This window comes from Corynebacterium sp. MSK047, from assembly GCF_030232285.1.
Classification (GTDB): domain Bacteria; phylum Actinomycetota; class Actinomycetes; order Mycobacteriales; family Mycobacteriaceae; genus Corynebacterium; species Corynebacterium jeikeium_D.
This window is the reverse complement of the sequence record NZ_JASPJI010000010.1, coordinates 22594-41592: the sequence shown is the minus strand read 5'-3', so window position 1 is coordinate 41592 and position 18999 is coordinate 22594. Positions and strand designations below refer to the sequence as shown.

Here is an 18999-nt window from a genome sequence, read left to right as displayed (position 1 = left end):
GAGCATTTTGGTTTTTATGTGAACTGGCTGGAGTCCGAGAGAGGAGAGGGACTACATGGCAGTAACTAGAACGCGTTCAAGTTCGCGTTCACGTGCGGCCGGCTTAGCTCGAAGGATTTCATTTCGTTCAGATTCGCTGAGACCGCCCCAGACACCGTATGGCTCACCAACCTTGAGTGCGTGACTACGGCACTGCATAAGAACAGGGCAAGAACGGCAGATAGCCTTCGCACGGGCTTCACGCAGGCTGCGTGCGCGTCCGCGCTCGCCTTCCGGGTGGAAGAAGGTCGCGGAGTCCTGCCCGCGGCAAGAGCCGTGCAGCTGCCAATCCCACAAATCCGCATTGGGCCCGGGCAAGTGGTCGATGTACGTCATCGGAATTGATGTCTCCTTCATTGAGCTTTCTTGAAGCAGTGAGCTCAAGTGTGGAGGCCAACAATGAACGGTTGGTAAACCTAAGGAGGCCAGCCGGGATACTACGCAAACAATTCCGTCAAACTCTTACCAAATTTTTAGAAACGGCCAGGTCGTCGAGAACGCAGACCGTCGACAAAGCCTGCGCAGTAGTCCCATGGGGCGTAACGGGAGGGGTCTGGATCGAATTGTGGCTCGTGAACCGGAGATGCCTGTCCAGACAGGAGCATCAGGTAGTGGTTTTCCAAAACCTCCCAGTTATAAAAGTGCTCGTCACCGCAGTCCTCACACAACATGCAGACGCCCAGTAATCCCTCTGGGCTCAAAGCGGTGCGGAATAGGCGAACTGCGGCCAGATCTTCAAGAACCTCTCGACGTTCCTGGTCTGTCAGTGGAGCAAACGGCTCATCCGGCTCGAGAAAGCTTGCCGGGTCATTGGGATCTCCTTCGAACGGATCCCGCGGCATGGATGAGAAAAAGTTGTGGTTCACAACCACTACCGTAACAGCTCTGTACGGCAATCCTGTCGATTGGCGATGCACTTAGTTGGGGTTTAGTTCACCTTGGAATAACCCTCAGCTAGCTTTCGGCTAACCCTTGTCGGGCACCTGTCGCTCCGCCTAATTGTCGCGTTTCATCACTGAAGGACTACCCTGTATATAACGTTTGGCAACCACGAAGCGATAGCGCCCCTGGCCGGATGTCGGCAAGGGTGGAGCAGGAGGAGTCCATGACCAACCCCACGGGAATTAGCCTCGGCGGAGACAATCCCAACAAGATTCCACTAGTCGGCCTTACATTCGATGACGTCCTGCTGCTGCCGGATGCTTCGGACGTTATCCCCTCCGGCGTTGATACTTCGACGCAGCTCACTCGTGAGCTGCGTCTGAACATTCCGGTTGTGTCCGCTGCTATGGACACCGTCACCGAGGCCCGCATGGCTGTTGCTATGGCCCGCCAGGGCGGTATGGGTATCCTGCACCGCAACCTGTCCATTGAGGAGCAGGCGCAGCAGGTCGAGATTGTGAAGCGCTCTGAGGCTGGCATGGTGTCCGACCCGGTGACCTGTTCCCCGGATGACACCATCGCCGAAGTAGATGCCAAGTGCGCTCGTTACCGCATCTCGGGCCTGCCGGTCGTCGACAAGGACGGCAAGCTGGTCGGTATCTGCACCAACCGCGACATGCGTTTTGAGGCAGACCTGAACCGCAAGGTTTCCGAAATCATGACCCCGATGCCGCTGGTCGTGGCTGAGCAGGGTGTGTCTGGCGATGCGGCGCTGAACCTGCTGCGCGCTCACAAGGTGGAGAAGCTGCCGATCGTCGATGGCGAAGGCCGCCTGACTGGTCTGATTACCGTCAAGGACTTCGTCAAGAAGGATCAGTACCCGAATGCTTCCAAGGATGGTTCCGGCCGTCTGCTGGTCGGTGCTGGCATCGGTACCGGCGAGGACTCCTGGAAGCGCGCGCACGCATTGGCTGACGCAGGCGTAGACGTGCTCGTTGTTGATACCGCTCACGCCCACAACTCAGGTGTACTTGAGATGGTCTCCCGCGTTAAGAAGGAATTCGGCGAGAACATCCAGATTATCGGCGGCAACCTGGCTACCCGTGGCGCTGCACAGGCCATGATTGACGCGGGTGCAGATGCCATCAAGGTCGGTATCGGCCCAGGCTCGATTTGCACCACTCGCGTTGTCGCAGGTGTGGGCGCCCCGCAGATCACCGCCATCATGGAAGCCTCTGTCGCAGCTAAGAAGGCTGGCGTTCCGATTATCGCCGATGGCGGTATGCAGTTCTCCGGCGACATCGCCAAGGCTCTGGCAGCCGGGGCATCCTCCGTCATGCTCGGTTCGATGCTGGCCGGTACCGCTGAGGCTCCGGGTGAGGTCACCTTCGTCAACGGCAAGCAGTACAAGATGTACCGTGGCATGGGCTCGCTGGGTGCCATGCAGGGCCGCGGCCTGACCGGTGAGAAGCGCTCCTACTCCAAGGACCGCTACTTCCAGGCTGATGTCAAGAGCGAAGAGAAGCTGGTTCCGGAAGGCATTGAGGGTCGTGTTCCGTTCCGCGGCAGTATCGACTCCATCGTTCACCAGCTGGTCGGTGGTCTGCGTGCAGCTATGGGCTACACCGGTTCCGCTACCGTCGAGCAGCTGCACGACGCACAGTTCGTCCAGATCACCGCTGCAGGCCTGCGCGAGTCGCACCCGCACGATATCCAGATGACTGTCGAAGCGCCGAACTACTACCAGCGCTAAACTGGCTTAGTCGAGTTAAATTCCACGGAAAGGGCATGTGAGGAAAGCTCATGCGCGACATCGTTGAAATCGGTATTGGCCGCGAGGCACGCCGGACCTACGAGTTGGACGATATTGCACTCGTTCCCACTCGGCGTACCCGGTCGTCCAAGGACGTCGATACCTCCTGGCGAATTGACGCCTACGATTTCGAACTCCCGATGATGATGCATCCGACAGATGCCATCGCCAGCCCGGAATCCGTCGCTGAGTTTGCTCGCCTGGGCGGTTTGGCGGTTCTCAACGCCGAGGGTATCTGGGCCCGTCACGCCGATGCGCAGGACAAGATCGCCGAGCTGGTGGAGTTGGCAAAGAATGCCGCCACCAAGCGTGAATCCGAGGCAGCGAACCGCAAGCTGCAGGAACTGCACTCTGCTCCAATTGATACTGACCTGTTGGTTGAGCGCATCAAGGAGATTCGCGCAACCGGCGCGATTACTGCAGTTCGTGTCTCCCCGCAGCATGCCCGTGAGCTGGCTCCGCTGGCTATCAAGGCCGGCATCGACTTGTTGGTTATCCAGGGCACGCTGATTTCCGCAGAGCATGTCACGGCTCAGGGTGAACCGCTAAACCTCAAGGACTTCATCGGCAGCCTGGACGTTCCAGTTATCGCCGGTGGCGTTGTCGACTACCAGACTGCGCTGCATCTGATGCGTTCAGGCGCAGCTGGTGTGATTGTCGGTACGGGCTTTACGACGTCCCCGGATGCGCTCGGTATCGATGTGCCAATGGCTACCGCTATTGCGGATGCTGCAGCTGCCCGTAAGGACTACCTCGATGAGACCGAGGGGCGCTACGTCCACATCATTGCCGATGGCGGCATTGATACCGTCGGTGACATTGCCAAGGCAATCGCCTGCGGTGCGGATGCTGTGGCACTGTCCAGTGTGCTGGCAACCGTCCACGAAGCTCCGGGGCAGGGCTACGCCTGGCCGTCTGTTGCGGCACATCCGAAGTACCCGCGCGGTGCGGTGTGGCCGGTCGTCGACGATGAGAAGGAATTGGTCAGCCTGGAAGAGGCTCTGTTTGGCCCTTCCGCTTCGCCGTTCGGTGACCGCAATCTCGCCGGTGGCCTGCGTCGCGCAATGGCCAAGTGCGGCTTTACCAACCTGAAGTCCTTCCACCGCGTTGAGCTGTCGGTACGTCCAAAGGGTTTTTAATTAAAGTAATCGGATAGTTTTTTCGCAAAACTACCTTACTGAAAAGCCACCTCCGCTTAGGGTTAGGAACATGAGTTCCGCGCATTAGCGTTACGCCCTTAGAGAAGGTGGCTTTTCCCATGAGTAAACAACGTGATTTCGATGTTGTAATCGTCGGTTCCGGTTTTGGTGGTTCTGTTTCTGCTTTGCGGTTGACCGAAAAGGGCTACCGAGTGGCAGTTCTCGAAGCTGGTCGACGGTTCGAAGATAAAGACTTTGCCAAGACCAGCTGGCGGCTTCACAAGTACCTGTGGGCTCCCAAGCTGGGACTCTTTGGCGTCCAGCGCGTGCACATGTTGAAAGATGTCATGATTCTCGCTGGTGCTGGAGTTGGCGGTGGTTCTCTTAACTACGCAAACACTCTGTATAAGCCGGGCACTGAATACTTCCAGCACCGTCAGTGGGGGCACATTACCGACTGGGAGTCAGAACTCACTCCGCACTATGACAATGCATCTCGCATGCTCGGGGTGGTCACCAACCCATCCGACACGCCTGCCGACGTCGTCATGCGTGAGGTAGCCGAAGATATGGGTGTGGGCCATACTTTCCGCTCGACTCCGGTGGGTGTGTTCTTCGGAGCTAAGACTGGTGGACAGGGTGCGCCAGGGCAAACAGTTTCCGATCCTTACTTCGGGGGGATTGGCCCGGACCGTACTGCTTGTACGGAATGTGGTGAGTGCATGACTGGTTGCCGTCACAATGCCAAGAACACCCTGGTTAAAAACTACCTCTACTTGGCGGAGAAGTTCGGTGCGCAGGTCTTTGACCGCACTACCGTTACCGGCCTGCATCCTCAGGCTGATGGCTCCTGGGTTATTGACACTGAGCGCACTGGCCGTTGGGTAGCTAAGGGCAAGCAGCAGTTTAGCGCTAAGCGCGTCATTCTCGCCGCCGGTGCATGGGGCACCCAGAATTTGCTGCATCGCCAGCAGGCCGATGGGCACTTGCCGCTGCTACCGAAATCTTTGGGCAAGCTGACCCGCACCAACTCCGAGGCTATTTTGGGCGCGATGGGTACGAAGGTGGATCCGGAAAATGACTTTTCTAACGGTGTAGCCATCACTTCGTCATTCTTCCCAGACGAGGACACCCATATCGAGCCAGTGCGCTACGGTAAGGGCTCTAATGCCATCGCAATGCTGCAGATGATTATGACCGAAGGAGGTCGTCGGACTCCGCGATGGTTGCAGGCTGTGGGAACCGTCGTAAAGCATCCTAACTACCTGACGCAGCTCGTGAATCTGCGTAAGTGGTCGCAGCGCACCGTGATTTCTCTGGTGATGCAGAATCGCGACAACTCGATTACGACGTACCTGCAGAAGATTGGGCCGGTGCGTTTCCTGATGAGTAAGCAGGGCGAGGGGGAGCCGAATCCGACGTGGATTCCGTCGGGTAACGAAGCTACGCAACGTGCGGCGGACAAGCTCAGTGCACGTGGTCGGAATGGTCGTGTGCTAGCGGGTGGCACTATCGGTGAGTTGGCAAATATTCCTTTGACAGCTCACTTCATTGGCGGTGCGACGATTTCGGATTCGCCTGAAAACGGCGTCGTTGATCCGTACTTGCGTGTGTGGGGTTACCCGACGCTCTCGATTCACGACGGTTCGGCGATGGCAGCCAACCCGGGAGTGAACCCGTCACTGTCGATTTCCGCGAATGCGGAGCGTGCAACGTCGCTGTGGCCGAATAAGGGTGAGGAAGATCAGCGTCCAGCGCAGGGGGAGTCCTACGTGCGCCTGGATCCGATTGCTCCGGTGAGCCCGGCTGTGCCTGCAGATGCTCCGGCTGCACTGAACCTGGGTATGCCTGCAGTCCGTAAGTCTTGATAAGCTTTAGGGCGTGTCTGAACAGGTGACTAAGCCCGTCCTCGTCGTGGACTTCGGTGCGCAGTATGCGCAGCTCATCGCGCGACGTGTGCGCGAGGCAAAAATTTATTCCGAAGTGGTCTCGCATGATGCGACGACCGAAGAAATTAAGGCCAAGAACCCGGCCGCGCTGGTGCTGTCCGGCGGCCCGTCCAGTGCCTACGCCGAAGGTGCCCCGAAGCTCAACCCAGAGTGGCTTGAGCTGGGCATTCCGGTGTTTGGTATTTGCTACGGCTTCCAGGCGATGACTGAGGTGCTCGGCGGCACGATTGCTGCTACCGGTGACCGTGAGTACGGCCGCACGCAGCTGAACGTCGTCGACGGTGGCGGTGTCGCTCACACTGGTGTGCCGGAGACACACGAGGTGTGGATGAGCCACGGTGACGCGGTGTCTAAGGCACCGGAGGGCTTCACCGTTACGGCGTCCACCAAGGGTGCTCCGGTAGCGGCTTTCGAGTGCTTGGAAAAGCGCATGGCCGGTGTGCAGTACCACCCGGAGGTCAACCATTCGCCGTATGGTCAGCAGGTTCTGGAGAAGTTCCTGTATGAGATTGCTGGCCTGGAGCCGGACTGGACTGCCGCTAACATCGCGGAAGAGCTGATTGAGCAGGTCCGTAATCAGGTCGGTGAGACCGGTCGCGCAATTTGCGGTCTGTCTGGCGGCGTTGACTCCGCAGTTGCCGCCGCGCTTGTGCAACGCGCTATTGGTGACCGTCTGACCTGTGTCTTCGTCGACCATGGGCTGCTGCGCCAGGGCGAGCGCGAGCAGGTTGAGAAGGATTTCGTTGCCGCAACTGGTGCGAAGCTGATTACCGTCGACGATTCCAAGGTCTTCCTGGATGCTCTGGCTGGTATCACCGATCCGGAGACCAAGCGTAAGACCATCGGCCGTGAGTTCATCCGCTCCTTCGAGCGCGCTGTCGCACAGGCGCTGGAGGGCGCTCCGGAGGGCGAGACCGTGGACTTCCTGGTCCAGGGCACCCTGTACCCGGATGTGGTTGAGTCCGGTGGCGGTTCTGGTACCGCCAACATTAAGAGCCACCACAACGTCGGCGGTCTGCCGGATGACGTTGAGTTCACCCTCGTTGAGCCACTGCGCCTGCTGTTTAAGGACGAGGTCCGTGCGGTCGGTCGCGAACTGGGGCTGCCGGAAGAAATCGTCGCTCGCCAGCCGTTCCCGGGTCCGGGTCTTGGTATCCGCATCATCGGCGCTGTCGATAAGGAGCGTCTGGATACCCTCCGCCGCGCCGACGCCATTGCACGCGAGGAAATGACGGCCGCAGGTATGGACGAGGTTGTCTGGCAGTGCCCGGTCGTCCTGCTTGCCGACGTCCGCTCGGTTGGTGTCCAGGGTGATGGTCGTACTTATGGCCACCCAATCGTGCTGCGCCCGGTTTCCTCTGAGGATGCGATGACCGCTGACTGGACTCGTGTTCCCTACGATACGCTGGAGAAAATCTCCACCCGTATTACCAACGAGGTGCCAGAGGTCAACCGAGTGGTCCTGGATGTGACCTCCAAACCACCGGGAACCATTGAGTGGGAGTAAGCCACTAGTTGGCGAGGGCCGTGTCTGTGAGTTGTGCAAACTCGCGGGCACGGCCCTTTTCCGTCAGGGCCGAATTGTTCTTGGCGATGGTGATGCGCTTATCGGCGGCTAGGGTGTGGAGAGCTGCGCTCACGGTATCGTCGTCAAGCATGGCGAAATAGGGGAGCTGGTCGGTGAAGAAGACGTAGCCGTCGCGTAGACGTGCGATGAAGAGGACTGTGAGGATGCGGGCCTCTGGTGAGTCGGCGGGGTAGGGGCAGCGCTGGGCGAAATTGTCAGGAAGATGCGCGGCGAGAGGGAGGAATCCGAATTGCCGCGGCAGGATTGCGCAGGTAGCGGTGATGGCGGACAGAACTAGGGTCATTATGCAGGCGACCGGTGTAGAGGAAATTCGTTCGGCGACGGCGGCAATGATCCATGCTCCGGGGAAGATGAGCAGCACGCTTATACTGCTATTCCACGAGATGTCGTTTGGTGACTCACGCATCGGCTCTGCGAAGTAGGAGGGCCGAGTTTCTTTGGTGGGTGTTTTTGCCTGGCGCACGAAAAGTGTGGTGCCGATGAGTACCAGTAAAAGCGCTATCATAATCCACCAGCCAATGGAGCCGATGATGTGGGCTTTAAGCAATGCGAGCAGTGCGATCACTGCGGTGGTGACGCCAATTGCCGTCCCCAGGCGCACGGGACTATTGATAAATTTTGTCGTGCGTTCGGCCCCGTCTTGGTAAGAGCCTGAAGAGTGTTGGTGCCGGCTGGAATCTGTCATACTTCTTAATTTTAGTAGCGATGGAACTATAGATTGTTGAGAGTTGTGTGGCTAGTGTTATGACCATGAGCATTGTAAAAATTAACGCTATTACCGTTCCTGAGGGTGCGGGAGAAGAGCTCGAACGTCGCTTTTCCGCTAACTCTTCAAAGATGACCGATGTGCCGGGTTTCATTGGTTTCCAACTGCTGCGTCCGACTGCAGGAGAGAGCCGCTACTTCGTCTTTACCGAGTGGGAGAGTGAGGAGGCCTACCAGGGGTGGCGTGAGGGCCGTGCCTTCAAGGCTTCGCATGAGGGCGAAAAGCGCAAGCCGGTGTCGTCGTCGGCTGATTTGCTCGAATTCGATGTAGTTCTCGATGTGAAGGCCTAAGTAGTACGAAATGTAGTACTCGGCTGAGGTTAGAGCGTCGCGCGGTGGTGTGCGGCGCTTTTCTTCGCACATTAATATCGAACGTACGTGCTATTTAGGGTAATGTTTAATCCGCTTGTTGGGAAAGAATATTCGAGCAGTGTTCGTGGTGGGCGGGGGGGGGCAGTGGGATGGCAGTGGGATGAGGTGGAACAAGAAGTGACAACGGCGGTCAATATTGCTGCGGGGCAGTCTAAGGAACAGACTATTGCGGCATTGCGGCAGGCGATGGCAGCCCAGTCTGGTGGGACTGCAACTGGTGCAACCTTTGGGCTCGGTGAGGCTCTGCCGGTGCCGGAGGCGTTGGAAAATACGTTGGCGGGAGCAGTGCGAAAAGGGGCTGTCAGTGTCATTGAACAGCCCGGTGCGGTATTGGCAGGCCTAATCGCGGAAGTTACGAAGACAGGTCATGTTGCGCTAGTTGGACTCGCTGAACAGGGGTTGCTCTCCGTGGTGGAGTTGGGCGGGAAGCTATCGAACATTGTCTGTGTGCCAGATCCTGGAATGCAGCCGCTTGAAGTAATTGGGCTGTTGGCGGACGGCGTTGACTTGGTGGTGGCTTCGTTGGCGCGCACTCCGCCGCCGTCGCAGGCACGTCCGCTGCAGGCACGACTGCGCACGAGTGGTTGTGCTCTGGTTTTTGTCGGGCAGCAGTGGCCGGGCGCTGCTGCGGAAATTTCCAGCTCTGTCGCTGGTGTTTCCGGGCTTGGCACTGGTTATGGCCGGATTCGAGCAGTGGATTACCAAGTCAGTGTGTCGGGGACGCGGTTTCCGCGGAGGCAGTGCCGTTGGCGGGTGGGGGAACAGGTGGAACAGAACAATGTGGTCGCGTTTCCCGCGCAGAGGAGGTCCTAGTGGTAGCGGCGGAATCGAGCCGTGTGGTGGCGCTATGGCTTCCTGATTGGCCAGTGCAGGCAGCACATCTAGCATCTGTGACGTCGCAGGCTAATCCGCTCAGTCCAGTTGCGATTGTGGGTGATAGCGGAGTAGCTGCTTGTTCTCCGAGTGCGCGCCGTGCAGGGGTACGGCGCGGGCAAAGCCGTCGCCATGCGGAAGCGTTGTGCCCGGAGCTGGAGGTTGTCGAGGAAAGTGCGGTGCGCGACGCTGCAGAATTCGAGTCCGTGCTGCAACGGTTGGAGGCGGTGGCAGCTGGGGTCGAAGCTCTACGGCCAGGCTTGGCGGTTGTGGCAGCGCGAGGGGTAATGCGTTATTACGGCGGACAGGATGTGGCCTTGGAAAAGCTGCTTGATGCCGCTGCGGTACCGGGCGTGGACTGCAGCTTGGGGCTCGCGGACGATATTGTGACAGCTATTTTGGCAGCGCGCAGGGGAGTGCTGGTAGCTCCCGGGGAAGATGAAGGCAAAAGATTTCGGCAGGGAATCTCTCTGGTGGAGCTGAGGGCGGAAAGTGCACTGGAGATGCCCGCAGAGCTTGCGAAGTCGTGGCAGGAACTCGGCCTGCGCACATTGGGGGATGTCGCTGCGTTACCGAAGCGGGATATAGCCAACAGGTTTGGGGCGCAGGGGGCTAGATGGCACGATTTGGCCTGCCGTGGGGAAGTGCGGTTGGTGGCGCCGCGATCTTTGCCGCCAGGACTGGCGGTGAGCTACCAGTCTTGGGAGAGTCCACTCCGAAGAGTGGATGAGGCCTCATTCGTCGCGCGCTTTCTAGCTGGGCAACTGCATGAAAAACTTTTTAACCATGGGTATTCGTGTTACCGCTTAGCGGTGGTGGCGCAATTTAGTGACGGCTCAGAGGTGCGCAGAGTATGGCGCTGCACTGAGCCACTGGCAGAACAGACTACGGCTGACAGGGTTCGGTGGCAGCTCGATGGCTGGCTGAATAACAGGAATCGGCAGCAGCCACGAGGAGGCAGCGGCACTGTTGCTGGAACTGTTGACGGCGCTGAGGAAAATGATGGAGATGACAGCCGCGGAATTGTAGAGCTGCAGTTAGAGCCACTGGATGTGGTCGCCGCCGGTACTGTAAAACAGGATCTGTGGCACGGCAGCGATGATGCGCGAGCCAAAGCGCGCCGGGCTGCCGAGCGTGTGCAGGGGTTACTGGGGTCAGAGGCAGTACAGCAACCAATCATGCAGGGCGGGCGTGGCCCAGGAGAAAGAGTGGGATTTGTCGCTTTCGGAGAAAAACCCAAAAGCACAAAAACCGCGGAAAATAATCAGCCGTGGCCGGGAGCCGTTCTTGCCCCCAATCCGGCAACTATTCCCGCGACTGCTAATGCTGAGGTGGAAGTGCTCGATGCCAATGGGCAGACCGTGGGCGTAACTGGGCGAGCGACCATGACGGCGGAACCATCTCTGGTGCGGCATGGAGTGACAACGTACCGCGTGTCATCGTGGGCTGGGCCCTGGCCGATTGATGAGCGCTGGTGGGTGCCCGATGAGGCTCGTCGAGCGGCAAGAATACAAATCCGTGCGATGGCGAATGACGGTACCATCGCCGCCTGGTTGCTCATAGGGCATGCCGGCGCATGGAGAATCGAGGGGGCTTACGCGTAGAGGCGTAGCGCGGGGCAACCCGATTACTTCGATTGGAAGTCAATAACCAGGCGGTTCGGGTTGTTCAACGAGAAAACCTTGAACGGGGTCTTATCGCCCTTGAGCCCGACGACATACTGAGTCTGTCCCTCGAAGGTGCCGGCGCCAACGACTTCCTTAATAACGGACGTCGATGTCGGCTTGACCGGGTCAGAGGGGAAGTCCTCCATCTGGAAATCAAAGGGGTAACCCATGCCCCGCAAGTCGATTACCAGCTTGGCTGTGCCGTCGACCGAAATCGGTTTGCCGGAGCCCTGTTGGGTCGGCACATCCTCGTAACGGACGAAATATCCCGGAGTGCCCTCGCCCGTGAGTTCAAAGACAATGCGGTCGTAACCGTCGTGGGAACCGACACGGACATCTTCAATACCCAAGTAAGCGCCATCGGAAGGGGCAGCTTCTGAGGAGGAACTATTGAAATCGCCCTCCGGAGCAGCATCGTCATCCATGGTGGTTTGCGCCGCCGCAGATGAGCTAGTGGAGCTGCTAGAGCTGCTTGACAAATCGGAGGTGCCAGCGGTTGAGTCAGTCTTCATAGACACTGCAGCAGCCGAGTCTGGGGATGAGTCAGAGGAGCAAGCGCCGAGAGCCAGGCCCAATGCGAGGCACAGGGATGCCGCGATACGGGTACGGGTGCGCGAAACATCCAGCGATTTCGTATTCATACGTCTGACGGTATGTGCGCAGTTACGGAATTTCAACAAGCTGAACTACAAAAGTCGAGGTCAGAAGTATTTGTTGTCAAAGTGTTGCACAATAGTAACAAAACAGGGGTGAACGCTGCGACCTAAGACCCAATCGCAGGGGGCACTCAATTACGCTTAGGCGTATGAGCCAGGCCAAATTTGATACCACCTGTTCCGCTCAGATGACTGAGCCGCTTCCCGGTACTGCGAAGACCGGAAAGCTCTTTATTGCGTTGGAGCACCAACTCGGTTGGTCGCACGATATTTTTGACGGCGGGGTATGGGGAGCAGAGATCACCGGTCAGGTAGAGGCCTGGTTGTCTGAACGCGGCGGCGCGTTGCAGCTGATTCGAAAGCCAGGCCGAATCGGCCAGCAGCCGTGTGATGGCGTTAACGTCTATATCGCGCATTGTGAATCAGTGGATGGCTCTGAGGTTTTTCTCGAACATCGCATGGTTGCCGATGTTGAAGACCTGATGACTCTGGATATCCGCCCTGGCCAGCCCACCGAGGGGGCCACTCGTCTGGACCATCCACTGTTTCTCATCTGTACGCACGGTAAGCGCGATCGTTGCTGTGCGATTAAAGGTCGCCCGCTCGCTGCTGCGATGCACAATCTCTACCCAGAGGTTGTGTGGGAAACCTCGCACTCTAAGGGGCACCGCTTTGCGCCGGCCAGCGTGCTGTTGCCATGGAATTACAGCTTTGGACGTCTGAGTGCGGTGGATGCCAAGGGGGTCATCGAAGACGCTCAGCAGGGCATCGTGCATGCAGAGGGCTGTCGCGGCCGTGGTGTCTACACCCCGCAGGGGCAGGCGGCCGAGTTGGCTGTGCGTCGTCAAGCAGATGCGTGGGGCGTAGACGATGTCGCACGCGTTGACGTCGACGGCACGACTGCAGTCGTCGCGCTTTACGACGGCCCCAGCGACCGCGACAAGGTCGTGGAATATGAAGTGGCCCTGGAGAAAATCACCACGGAAGGCGTTGTGTCTTCCTGCGGTGATGCTCCAGGGCCAAAGAAGGGCTGGGCTGCGGTCGAGGTAACCCGCCGCTAGCTAATGGCTAGTTAATGTGTGCGGCTACCTGCGCATGATCTTCTTGGAGAGCCAGTTGCCGAAGATCTGCGCCAACTGGACGATGAAGATGATGACCAGGGTTGTCACCAGGGTGACGTTCCAGTCGAATGCCTGGTAACCGTAGGTGATTGCGAAGTTGCCCAGTCCGCCACCGCCGATGTAGCCGGCCATAGCTGACATGTCGACCACGGCGATGAATGCGAAGGTGTAGCCCAGTACCAGCGGGCCCAGTGCCTCCGGCACGACGACCGTCCGGATGATGCGCCACGGACTTGCGCCCATCGCACGGGCGGCCTCAATCACGCCGGGGTCGATGGACATCAAGTTCTGCTCCACCAGGCGCGCGATGGCGAAGGTGGCGGCAATCGACATGACGAACACTGCGGCTTCGGTGCCGATCGTGGTGCCGACCACGTTCTTTGTCAGTGGGCCGATGGCCGTAACCAGGATGATGAACGGGATTGGTCGAACAAAGTTAATCAGGACATTGAGGACCTGGTAGACAAACTTGTTGCGCAGTACGCCACCATCGCGGGTGGTGTAGAGCAGCACGCCGATTGCTAGACCTGCGACACCGCCAATCAGCATGGCGACACAGACCATGTAGAGCGTCTGGCCGAATGCCTCGCCCAGCATCGGGCCGAGGCTATCCCAGTTGGTGTCCTTGCCACTCACCGATGGCAGAGAGTTTAAGAGACCGATCATGATGCAAGCTCCTCTACCTGTGTCAGTTCGGAAATAGCAGCAATGGCGGCATCGAAATCAGAGGAATCCGAGGCGGAATTACCTGTCAGCGGAGTCAACCGCAAAGTAAGGCGGCCGTAGGACTTCGCCTGCACATTGGCGACCGCGCCGTGTGCCACCGAGGCGGCGACACCGTGGGCACTAGTGGCCTGTGCCAGGGCGCCGAGGTCAACACCGTCATTGATAGTGATGGTGACCAGGCGAGCTGCTGCGCTCTCGGCAGACTGATTCACCGAATCGCGTTCACGACCAATTGGAACATCGCGCAGTGCGGTGGTGGCGAAGCGGCGGCCAACCTCAGTCTTGGGGTTGGCAAAGACCTCGTGGACCGTACCGGTTTCGACGATGTGACCATTTTCCATGATGGCCATGCGGTCAGCAATACCGCGTACAACCGACATATCATGGGTAATCAGCACGATAGTGACACCCATTTCGCGATTGATGCGACGCAGCAGATCCAGGACGCCGGAAGTAGTTTCCGGGTCGAGTGCCGAGGTGGCTTCGTCGGCAAGCAAGAGCGTCGGTTCGGTGGCGAGCGCACGGGCGATGCCGACACGCTGCTTCTGCCCACCCGAGAGCTGCTCGGGGAAGGACTCCGCCTTGTCGCCGAGACCGACGAACTCCAGCAGCTCCTGGGCGCGAGCGCGGCGCTTAGCCTTCGGCATACCGGCCAGTTCCAGCGGATATTCAACGTTGCGAATCGCGTTGCGCGAATGGAAGAGGTTGAAGTGCTGGAAAATCATGCCGATATTGCGGCGCAGACCCCGTAGCTGGCGCTCGGAGATGCCGACGATGTCGGTGTCATCTAGCAAAACCTGCCCGGAGGTTGGCTTTTCCAGGCCGTTAATCATACGGATGAGCGTTGATTTACCAGCGCCGGAATAACCGATGACGCCGAGGATTTCGCCGGGTTCAACGGTTAGGTTGATGTCGGCGAGCGCGGTGACGTCGCCGAATTGCTTGTTCAGCTCGCGGAATTCGAGCTTCGTTCCCTTGTTGGTCACGAGTGAATCAGTGCCCCTTGGTCTGTGTTCCCTGGTGTTGGGCGGTGCTTAGGTGGCAGTGGCGTTAGTTCTGCTCGCGCTGCTGCTCTTCGACGCGATTCAGAATGTCCTGCAGCTCCTCAGCCGAACGGTCAACCGGAACCGAGGTGCCCTTGGAGTCCTCTGCGACTGCGTCCTGGACCTCCTTGGAGTGCCAGATCTTGGAGAGCTCCGCGTACTTCGGGTTGTCAGCATTTTCAGCCTTGGTGACAAAGACGTTGATGTACGGCTCTGCCTCCGTGGAGTTCGGGTCATCCTGGAAGATGGCGGTGTTCGGGTCGATGCCGGCGCGGTCCAGGAAGGAGTTATTGATAATGGCGGGCTTACCCTCGCCGTAGGCGGCCGGAGTCTGAGCGGCATCCACCGGCAGAACCGTGACCTTGGAAGCTTCCTTATCGATGTCAGCAGGGGACGGGGTCAGCAGGTCATCCTGCTTCAGCTTCAGCAGGCCAGCCTGAACCAGCACGTTAATAGCGCGGCCCTGGTTGGACGGGTCGTTCGGGATGACGACCTCGGTGCCCTTCTTCAGCTCATCAACCGACTTGTGGTCCTTCCAGAACAGAGCCAGCGGGACAATTTCGCTCGAGCCAATCGGAGTCAGGTCCGACTTAGCGCCGACGTTGTACTCAGCCAAGAACTTGATGTGCTGGAAGAGATTGACGTCGAGCTGGCCCTCATCGAGTGCGCGGTTCGGGGTCTGGTAGTCGGAGAAGGGCTGAACATCCAGATCGATGCCCTGTTCGGAAGCCTTCTGCTCGAAAACGGTCCAGGCCTTCTTGCCGGCATCCGTGGTGCCGATGCGAATGGCATCATCCGAGCTGCCACAGGCGGTAAGGCCGGTTGCGGCGAACGCGACAGTAAGTACACCGGCGGAAAAACGCTTGAGGTTCATCGAGGGGTCTCCTTATTTAATGGGATTTGTTAGCTGAAGTTTTAAGGCAGAACTAGACCAAGCTGTCTTTAATTCTGGGGTTAAGGCTAGCACTTGCCCAGGTAGTGCTGAAAATTCAACTTCAGCCTAAGCAGTCGAGCGTGGCTGAGGTGTGACTTACGGATGCGTCCCGGGGGTGGTGCTTAATACACATACTAATCGAAAATACGTTTGAATACAGTCCGGAGGGTGGGTTAATGTTCGTGGCATGGAAAACATCTCGGGCGGACAGTCGGAGCAGTCCGGTCGGCCACTGAGCTGGTCGCGGATTGAGCGTATTCTATCGGGTAAATTTTCAGGAAAACTACAGCCTAATGGCAGCTTCAATGGCTGGCGGGGGCAGCTGTCAGATTCCATCGTTGGGGCTTTTGAAGCTCCGGAAAGCGGTGCTAGCGGCAGCGGTAGTGTGTCATTTACGCCTGCGCACATTAAGGCGGAATTGCACTGTCGTTCGAGTTATTCATTCCTGCATGGCGCATCGGATCCGGAAGAATTGGTGTCCGAGGCTGCGCGTTTGGGGTTAAACGTGTTGGGGCTGGCAGATCGCGATGGTTTCTATGGAATCGCTCGTTTTGCCGAGGCTGCAGCGGAGGCTGGTATTGCCACAATCATCGGCGCGGAGCTGGGGCTTCCGCAGCGGCCCCTCACGGTGCTGGGGCGGGGGCCCGAGGGCTATCGGCGCCTGAGTCACACGCTGTGTGATGCGCATATGTCGGCAGGGGAGAAATCCGTCGTCTGCTATCCCTCGCTGCCAGAGTTAGGGGAGGCCGCAGGTGGTTTCTGGCAGGTGCTTGCCGACGTCAGCTGGGTCGGCGACTTGGAAGAGCTCATTGCGGCCTTCGGTGCGGAGAACGTGGCGCTCGAGCACCGCCTGAGCCCCACCGCACAGGTGGCCGATGACGCGGAGGCGATTTCGGCCGCAGCTGTGAAGTATGGCCTGCGAGAGGTGGTTTCCTCTGCTGCGACGGCGGCCTCGCCTGCGGCAAGCCGGTTGGCCGGGGCGAAGCAGGCCCTTGCTGTGCGGGAGGACCTAGACGGGTTCGAGTCACGGCTGGAGCCCGCAGGCGGAGCTTGGTTGCGTCCGTGGGAGGAGCTATCGGCGGCAACACGGTATCTGGGGGCGCAGGTACTGCAGGCAACACAGGACATTGCGGGTGAGTGTGCTTTTACGCTTGATCTCATTGCGCCTGAGTTGCCTCGCTGGGAGGTTCCTGCTGGTCACGATGAGGACTCATGGTTGCGGGAAATTGCTCGTGCAGGGGCACGGCGGCGGTATGGTCCGCTCGATGGAGCTGGGGATAGCTCCGTGCAAGCGCGGGCGTGGGCGCAGTTAGAGAATGAGCTGACTGTGATTCGAGAGCTGGGTTTTCCGGGCTACTTCCTCATCGTGCATGACATCTGTGAGTTCTGTCGCCGGGCGGGAATTCTGGCACAGGGCCGCGGTTCGGCCGCTAACTCGGTGGTGTGTTTTGCGCTGGGGATCACCAATGTTGACCCCATTAGTGCCGGGCTGTTGTTTGAGAGGTTTTTGTCGCCAGAACGGGATGGGCCACCGGATATCGATGTAGATATCGAGTCTGGCCGTAGGGAAGAGGTCATTCAGTACGTCTATGAAAAGTATGGTCGTGACAATGCCGCGCAGGTGGCCAATGTCATTACCTACCGGCGGCGCGGTGCATTGCGCGATGCGGCGCGGGTGTTGGGGTACTCGCCGGGCGTTATCGATGCGTGGGTCAGAGACCGGGAGGTGTGCCCGCCGGAGCCGGTGCAGCAACTGGCGGAGCAGCTTCGTGGGCAGCCTCGTCATTTAGGCATTCACTCTGGCGGAATGGTGATTTGTGATCGGCCGATTGCGGATGTCGTGCCAGTGGAATGGGCACGCATGGAAGGTCGTTCGGTAGTGCAGTGGGATAAGGATGACTGTGCGGCAGCGGGACTGGTGAAATTCGACCTGCTTGGCCTCGGAATGCTGGAGGCCATCCACCATTGCATTGACTTGGTCTATGAACAGCATGGGCGCCGAGTGAACCTGTGGGAAATAGATGTCGCTGAACCGGAGGTTTACGAGATGTTGGCACGCGCGGACGCGGTGGGCGTGTTTCAGGTGGAATCGCGCGCGCAGCTGGCCACCTTGCCCCGACTGAAGCCGAGGGAGTTCTTTGATCTGGTGGTGGAGGTGGCACTCATTCGCCCAGGCCCCATTCAAGGCGGTAGCGTGCACCCCTACATTCGCCGCCGAAATGGACTCGAACCAGTGACCTATGAGCATCCAGTGCTGGAGAAGTCCCTCGGGAAGACACTGGGCATCCCGCTATTTCAAGAGCAGCTGATGCAAATGGCCGTCGATGCGGCGGGTTTCAGTGGGGCGGAAGCGGACTCGCTGCGTCGCGCTATGGGGTCGAAGCGCTCAGTGGCCAAAATGGAAGCGCTTCATGCCCGTTTTCTGGCTGGGCTGGAGCGCACCAGTGGCATTGATGCGGATATTGGGGAACAACTGTGGAACAAGATAGTGGCCTTTGCCGCCTACGGTTTCCCGGAATCACACGCGCAGTCGTTTGCCTCCTTGGTGTATTTCTCGGCTTGGTTTAAGTACCACTATCCGGCGGAGTTCTGTGTCGCATTGCTCCGTGCCCAGCCCATGGGGTTTTACTCTCCGCAGTCGTTGATTGCCGATGCTCGCCGGCACGGTATCGGCTGCGATGGTCCGGATATCTCGGTTTCAGGCGTGGAAGCCAGCGTCATCGATGGGCGTATTCGGTTGGGGCTCGGCGCCATTGCCGGTGTGGGCAATGACGTGGCGGAACGTATCGTCGCAGCGCGGCCATTTGTCAACGCAGCAGATGTCGCCCGCAGAGCTCGGCTGGGTGTTGGGCACATGGAAGCACTGGCGCGCGCAGGAGCACTTGGGTCGCTGGGGATTGACCGTCGTCAAGCACTGTGGGCGGCGGGCGTGGCGGCGACGGAAAGTGAGGGCATGCTGCCGGGGCTCACGCTTGCCGACGCACCTGCGTTGCCCGGCATGACGGAGTTTGAGCTGGCAGCTGCCGATTTGACGGCAACGGGAGTGACCCCGGGGCAGTACCCGGTGGCCGCGTTGCGGGCAGACCTGCAGGAACGTGGAGTGGTGCCTGCGGCGGAACTGAAAACAGTGCTCGACGGAACACGAGTAGAAGTGGCGGGAGTCGTGACGCATAGGCAACGTCCGGGGACCGCTGGTGGAGTGACATTTTTGGGAATGGAGGACGAAACTGGGCTGGTGAATGTGCTGTGTACGCCGGGGCTGTGGAATCGATTTCGGCCGGTAGCGGTGAATTCGCGGGCGATGGTGGTGCGCGGTATCGCGCAGACAGCCTCTGGTGCGGTGACAATCGTGGCCGATCGTCTGGTGGATATGTCCGAGGCTCTGGGGCAGCCAGTGGTGGCAGGTCGAAGTAGAGATTTTCGCTGACTACT

General features: G+C 58.9%; 16 protein-coding genes. 9 read left to right on the top strand and 7 right to left on the bottom strand.

The window, feature by feature from the left end:
- Positions 1–51 precede the first annotated feature (51 nt).
- Both QP981_RS05505 and QP981_RS05500 read right to left on the bottom strand, forming a co-directional pair.
- Positions 52–375, bottom strand: a complete 324-nt coding sequence (locus tag QP981_RS05505; RefSeq protein WP_016422117.1) for a WhiB family transcriptional regulator — start codon at positions 373–375, stop codon at positions 52–54.
- 137 nt (positions 376–512) lie between these two features.
- Complete coding sequence (locus QP981_RS05500) at positions 513–881, bottom strand: DUF5319 domain-containing protein (protein ID WP_038629374.1); 369 nt, start codon at positions 879–881, stop codon at positions 513–515.
- Between the two features lie 263 nt (positions 882–1144).
- Between QP981_RS05500 and guaB the strand changes: the two genes are divergently transcribed.
- The 4 genes from guaB (at position 1145) to guaA (ending at position 7329) form a co-directional block, all read left to right on the top strand.
- On the top strand, positions 1145–2674 hold the full coding sequence (gene guaB / locus QP981_RS05495) for an IMP dehydrogenase (RefSeq protein WP_016422119.1): 1530 nt from the start codon (positions 1145–1147) through the stop codon (positions 2672–2674).
- Between the two features lie 50 nt (positions 2675–2724).
- On the top strand, positions 2725–3873 hold the full coding sequence (locus QP981_RS05490) for a GuaB3 family IMP dehydrogenase-related protein (RefSeq protein ID WP_048731529.1): 1149 nt from the start codon (positions 2725–2727) through the stop codon (positions 3871–3873).
- A 119-nt stretch (positions 3874–3992) separates the two neighbouring features.
- Positions 3993–5741, top strand: coding sequence for an FAD-dependent oxidoreductase (locus QP981_RS05485; protein WP_284857613.1), 1749 nt, complete (start codon positions 3993–3995; stop codon positions 5739–5741).
- Between the two features lie 13 nt (positions 5742–5754).
- The gene (gene guaA, locus QP981_RS05480; RefSeq protein WP_070642892.1) at positions 5755–7329 is read left to right on the top strand and encodes a glutamine-hydrolyzing GMP synthase; all 1575 of its coding nucleotides are present in this window, start codon (positions 5755–5757) and stop codon (positions 7327–7329) included.
- A 4-nt stretch (positions 7330–7333) separates the two neighbouring features.
- On the opposite strand, the gene QP981_RS05475 is transcribed toward guaA, so the two are convergent.
- The gene (locus QP981_RS05475; RefSeq protein ID WP_016422123.1) at positions 7334–8095 is read right to left on the bottom strand and encodes a hypothetical protein; all 762 of its coding nucleotides are present in this window, start codon (positions 8093–8095) and stop codon (positions 7334–7336) included.
- A 65-nt stretch (positions 8096–8160) separates the two neighbouring features.
- On the opposite strand from QP981_RS05475, the gene QP981_RS05470 reads away from it, so the two are divergent.
- From QP981_RS05470 to QP981_RS05460, 3 genes are all read left to right on the top strand, one after another.
- Positions 8161–8466, top strand: a complete 306-nt coding sequence (locus QP981_RS05470; RefSeq protein WP_038629377.1) for an antibiotic biosynthesis monooxygenase family protein — start codon at positions 8161–8163, stop codon at positions 8464–8466.
- Between the two features lie 165 nt (positions 8467–8631).
- On the top strand, positions 8632–9360 hold the full coding sequence (gene imuA' / locus QP981_RS05465; protein ID WP_224433302.1) for a DnaE2-dependent mutagenesis accessory factor ImuA': 729 nt from the start codon (positions 8632–8634) through the stop codon (positions 9358–9360).
- Positions 9360–11024 (top strand): Y-family DNA polymerase, encoded by a 1665-nt coding sequence (locus QP981_RS05460; RefSeq protein ID WP_048731534.1) that lies wholly within the window; start codon positions 9360–9362, stop codon positions 11022–11024. Before imuA' ends, QP981_RS05460 begins: the two co-directional genes overlap by 1 nt.
- 23 nt (positions 11025–11047) lie before the next feature.
- On the opposite strand, the gene QP981_RS05455 is transcribed toward QP981_RS05460, so the two are convergent.
- Positions 11048–11728 (bottom strand): AMIN-like domain-containing (lipo)protein, encoded by a 681-nt coding sequence (locus QP981_RS05455; RefSeq protein ID WP_070642893.1) that lies wholly within the window; start codon positions 11726–11728, stop codon positions 11048–11050.
- Between the two features lie 164 nt (positions 11729–11892).
- Between QP981_RS05455 and QP981_RS05450 the strand changes: the two genes are divergently transcribed.
- Positions 11893–12804, top strand: a complete 912-nt coding sequence (locus tag QP981_RS05450; RefSeq protein ID WP_187401330.1) for a sucrase ferredoxin — start codon at positions 11893–11895, stop codon at positions 12802–12804.
- Positions 12805–12828: 24 nt separating this feature from the next.
- Here the strand turns inward: QP981_RS05450 and QP981_RS05445 are convergent, their stop codons facing one another.
- The 3 genes from QP981_RS05445 to QP981_RS05435 all read right to left on the bottom strand — a co-directional run bounded on the left by QP981_RS05445 (position 12829) and on the right by QP981_RS05435 (position 15507).
- Positions 12829–13461, bottom strand: coding sequence for a methionine ABC transporter permease (locus tag QP981_RS05445; RefSeq protein WP_224433327.1), 633 nt, complete (start codon positions 13459–13461; stop codon positions 12829–12831).
- A 65-nt stretch (positions 13462–13526) separates the two neighbouring features.
- Positions 13527–14576 carry a methionine ABC transporter ATP-binding protein gene (locus QP981_RS05440; RefSeq protein WP_049190340.1) on the bottom strand — a complete coding sequence of 350 codons (1050 nt, stop codon included), beginning with the start codon at positions 14574–14576 and terminating at the stop codon, positions 13527–13529.
- A 64-nt stretch (positions 14577–14640) separates the two neighbouring features.
- Positions 14641–15507, bottom strand: a complete 867-nt coding sequence (locus tag QP981_RS05435; RefSeq protein ID WP_284857614.1) for a MetQ/NlpA family ABC transporter substrate-binding protein — start codon at positions 15505–15507, stop codon at positions 14641–14643.
- Between the two features lie 247 nt (positions 15508–15754).
- On the opposite strand from QP981_RS05435, the gene QP981_RS05430 reads away from it, so the two are divergent.
- Positions 15755–18994 (top strand): error-prone DNA polymerase, encoded by a 3240-nt coding sequence (locus QP981_RS05430; RefSeq protein ID WP_284857615.1) that lies wholly within the window; start codon positions 15755–15757, stop codon positions 18992–18994.
- The last annotated feature ends 5 nt before the right edge of the window (positions 18995–18999 follow it).

Bases quoted from the DNA above. Each gene is read 5' to 3' on its own strand.
- QP981_RS05505 (WP_016422117.1), bottom strand. From the start codon at position 375: ATGACGTACATCGACCACTTGCCCGGGCCCAATGCGGATTTGTGGGAT.
- QP981_RS05455 (WP_070642893.1), bottom strand. From the start codon at position 11,728: ATGAATACGAAATCGCTGGATGTTTCGCGCACCCGTACCCGTATCGCG.
- QP981_RS05490 (WP_048731529.1), top strand. From the start codon at position 2,725: ATGCGCGACATCGTTGAAATCGGTATTGGCCGCGAGGCACGCCGGACC.
- QP981_RS05445 (WP_224433327.1), bottom strand. From the start codon at position 13,461: ATGCTGGGCGAGGCATTCGGCCAGACGCTCTACATGGTCTGTGTCGCC.
- QP981_RS05475 (WP_016422123.1), bottom strand. From the start codon at position 8,095: ATGACAGATTCCAGCCGGCACCAACACTCTTCAGGCTCTTACCAAGAC.
- QP981_RS05485 (WP_284857613.1), top strand. From the start codon at position 3,993: ATGAGTAAACAACGTGATTTCGATGTTGTAATCGTCGGTTCCGGTTTT.
- guaB (WP_016422119.1), top strand. From the start codon at position 1,145: ATGACCAACCCCACGGGAATTAGCCTCGGCGGAGACAATCCCAACAAG.
- QP981_RS05470 (WP_038629377.1), top strand. From the start codon at position 8,161: ATGAGCATTGTAAAAATTAACGCTATTACCGTTCCTGAGGGTGCGGGA.
- QP981_RS05435 (WP_284857614.1), bottom strand. From the start codon at position 15,507: ATGAACCTCAAGCGTTTTTCCGCCGGTGTACTTACTGTCGCGTTCGCC.
- QP981_RS05450 (WP_187401330.1), top strand. From the start codon at position 11,893: ATGAGCCAGGCCAAATTTGATACCACCTGTTCCGCTCAGATGACTGAG.
- QP981_RS05430 (WP_284857615.1), top strand. From the start codon at position 15,755: ATGGAAAACATCTCGGGCGGACAGTCGGAGCAGTCCGGTCGGCCACTG.
- QP981_RS05500 (WP_038629374.1), bottom strand. From the start codon at position 881: ATGCCGCGGGATCCGTTCGAAGGAGATCCCAATGACCCGGCAAGCTTT.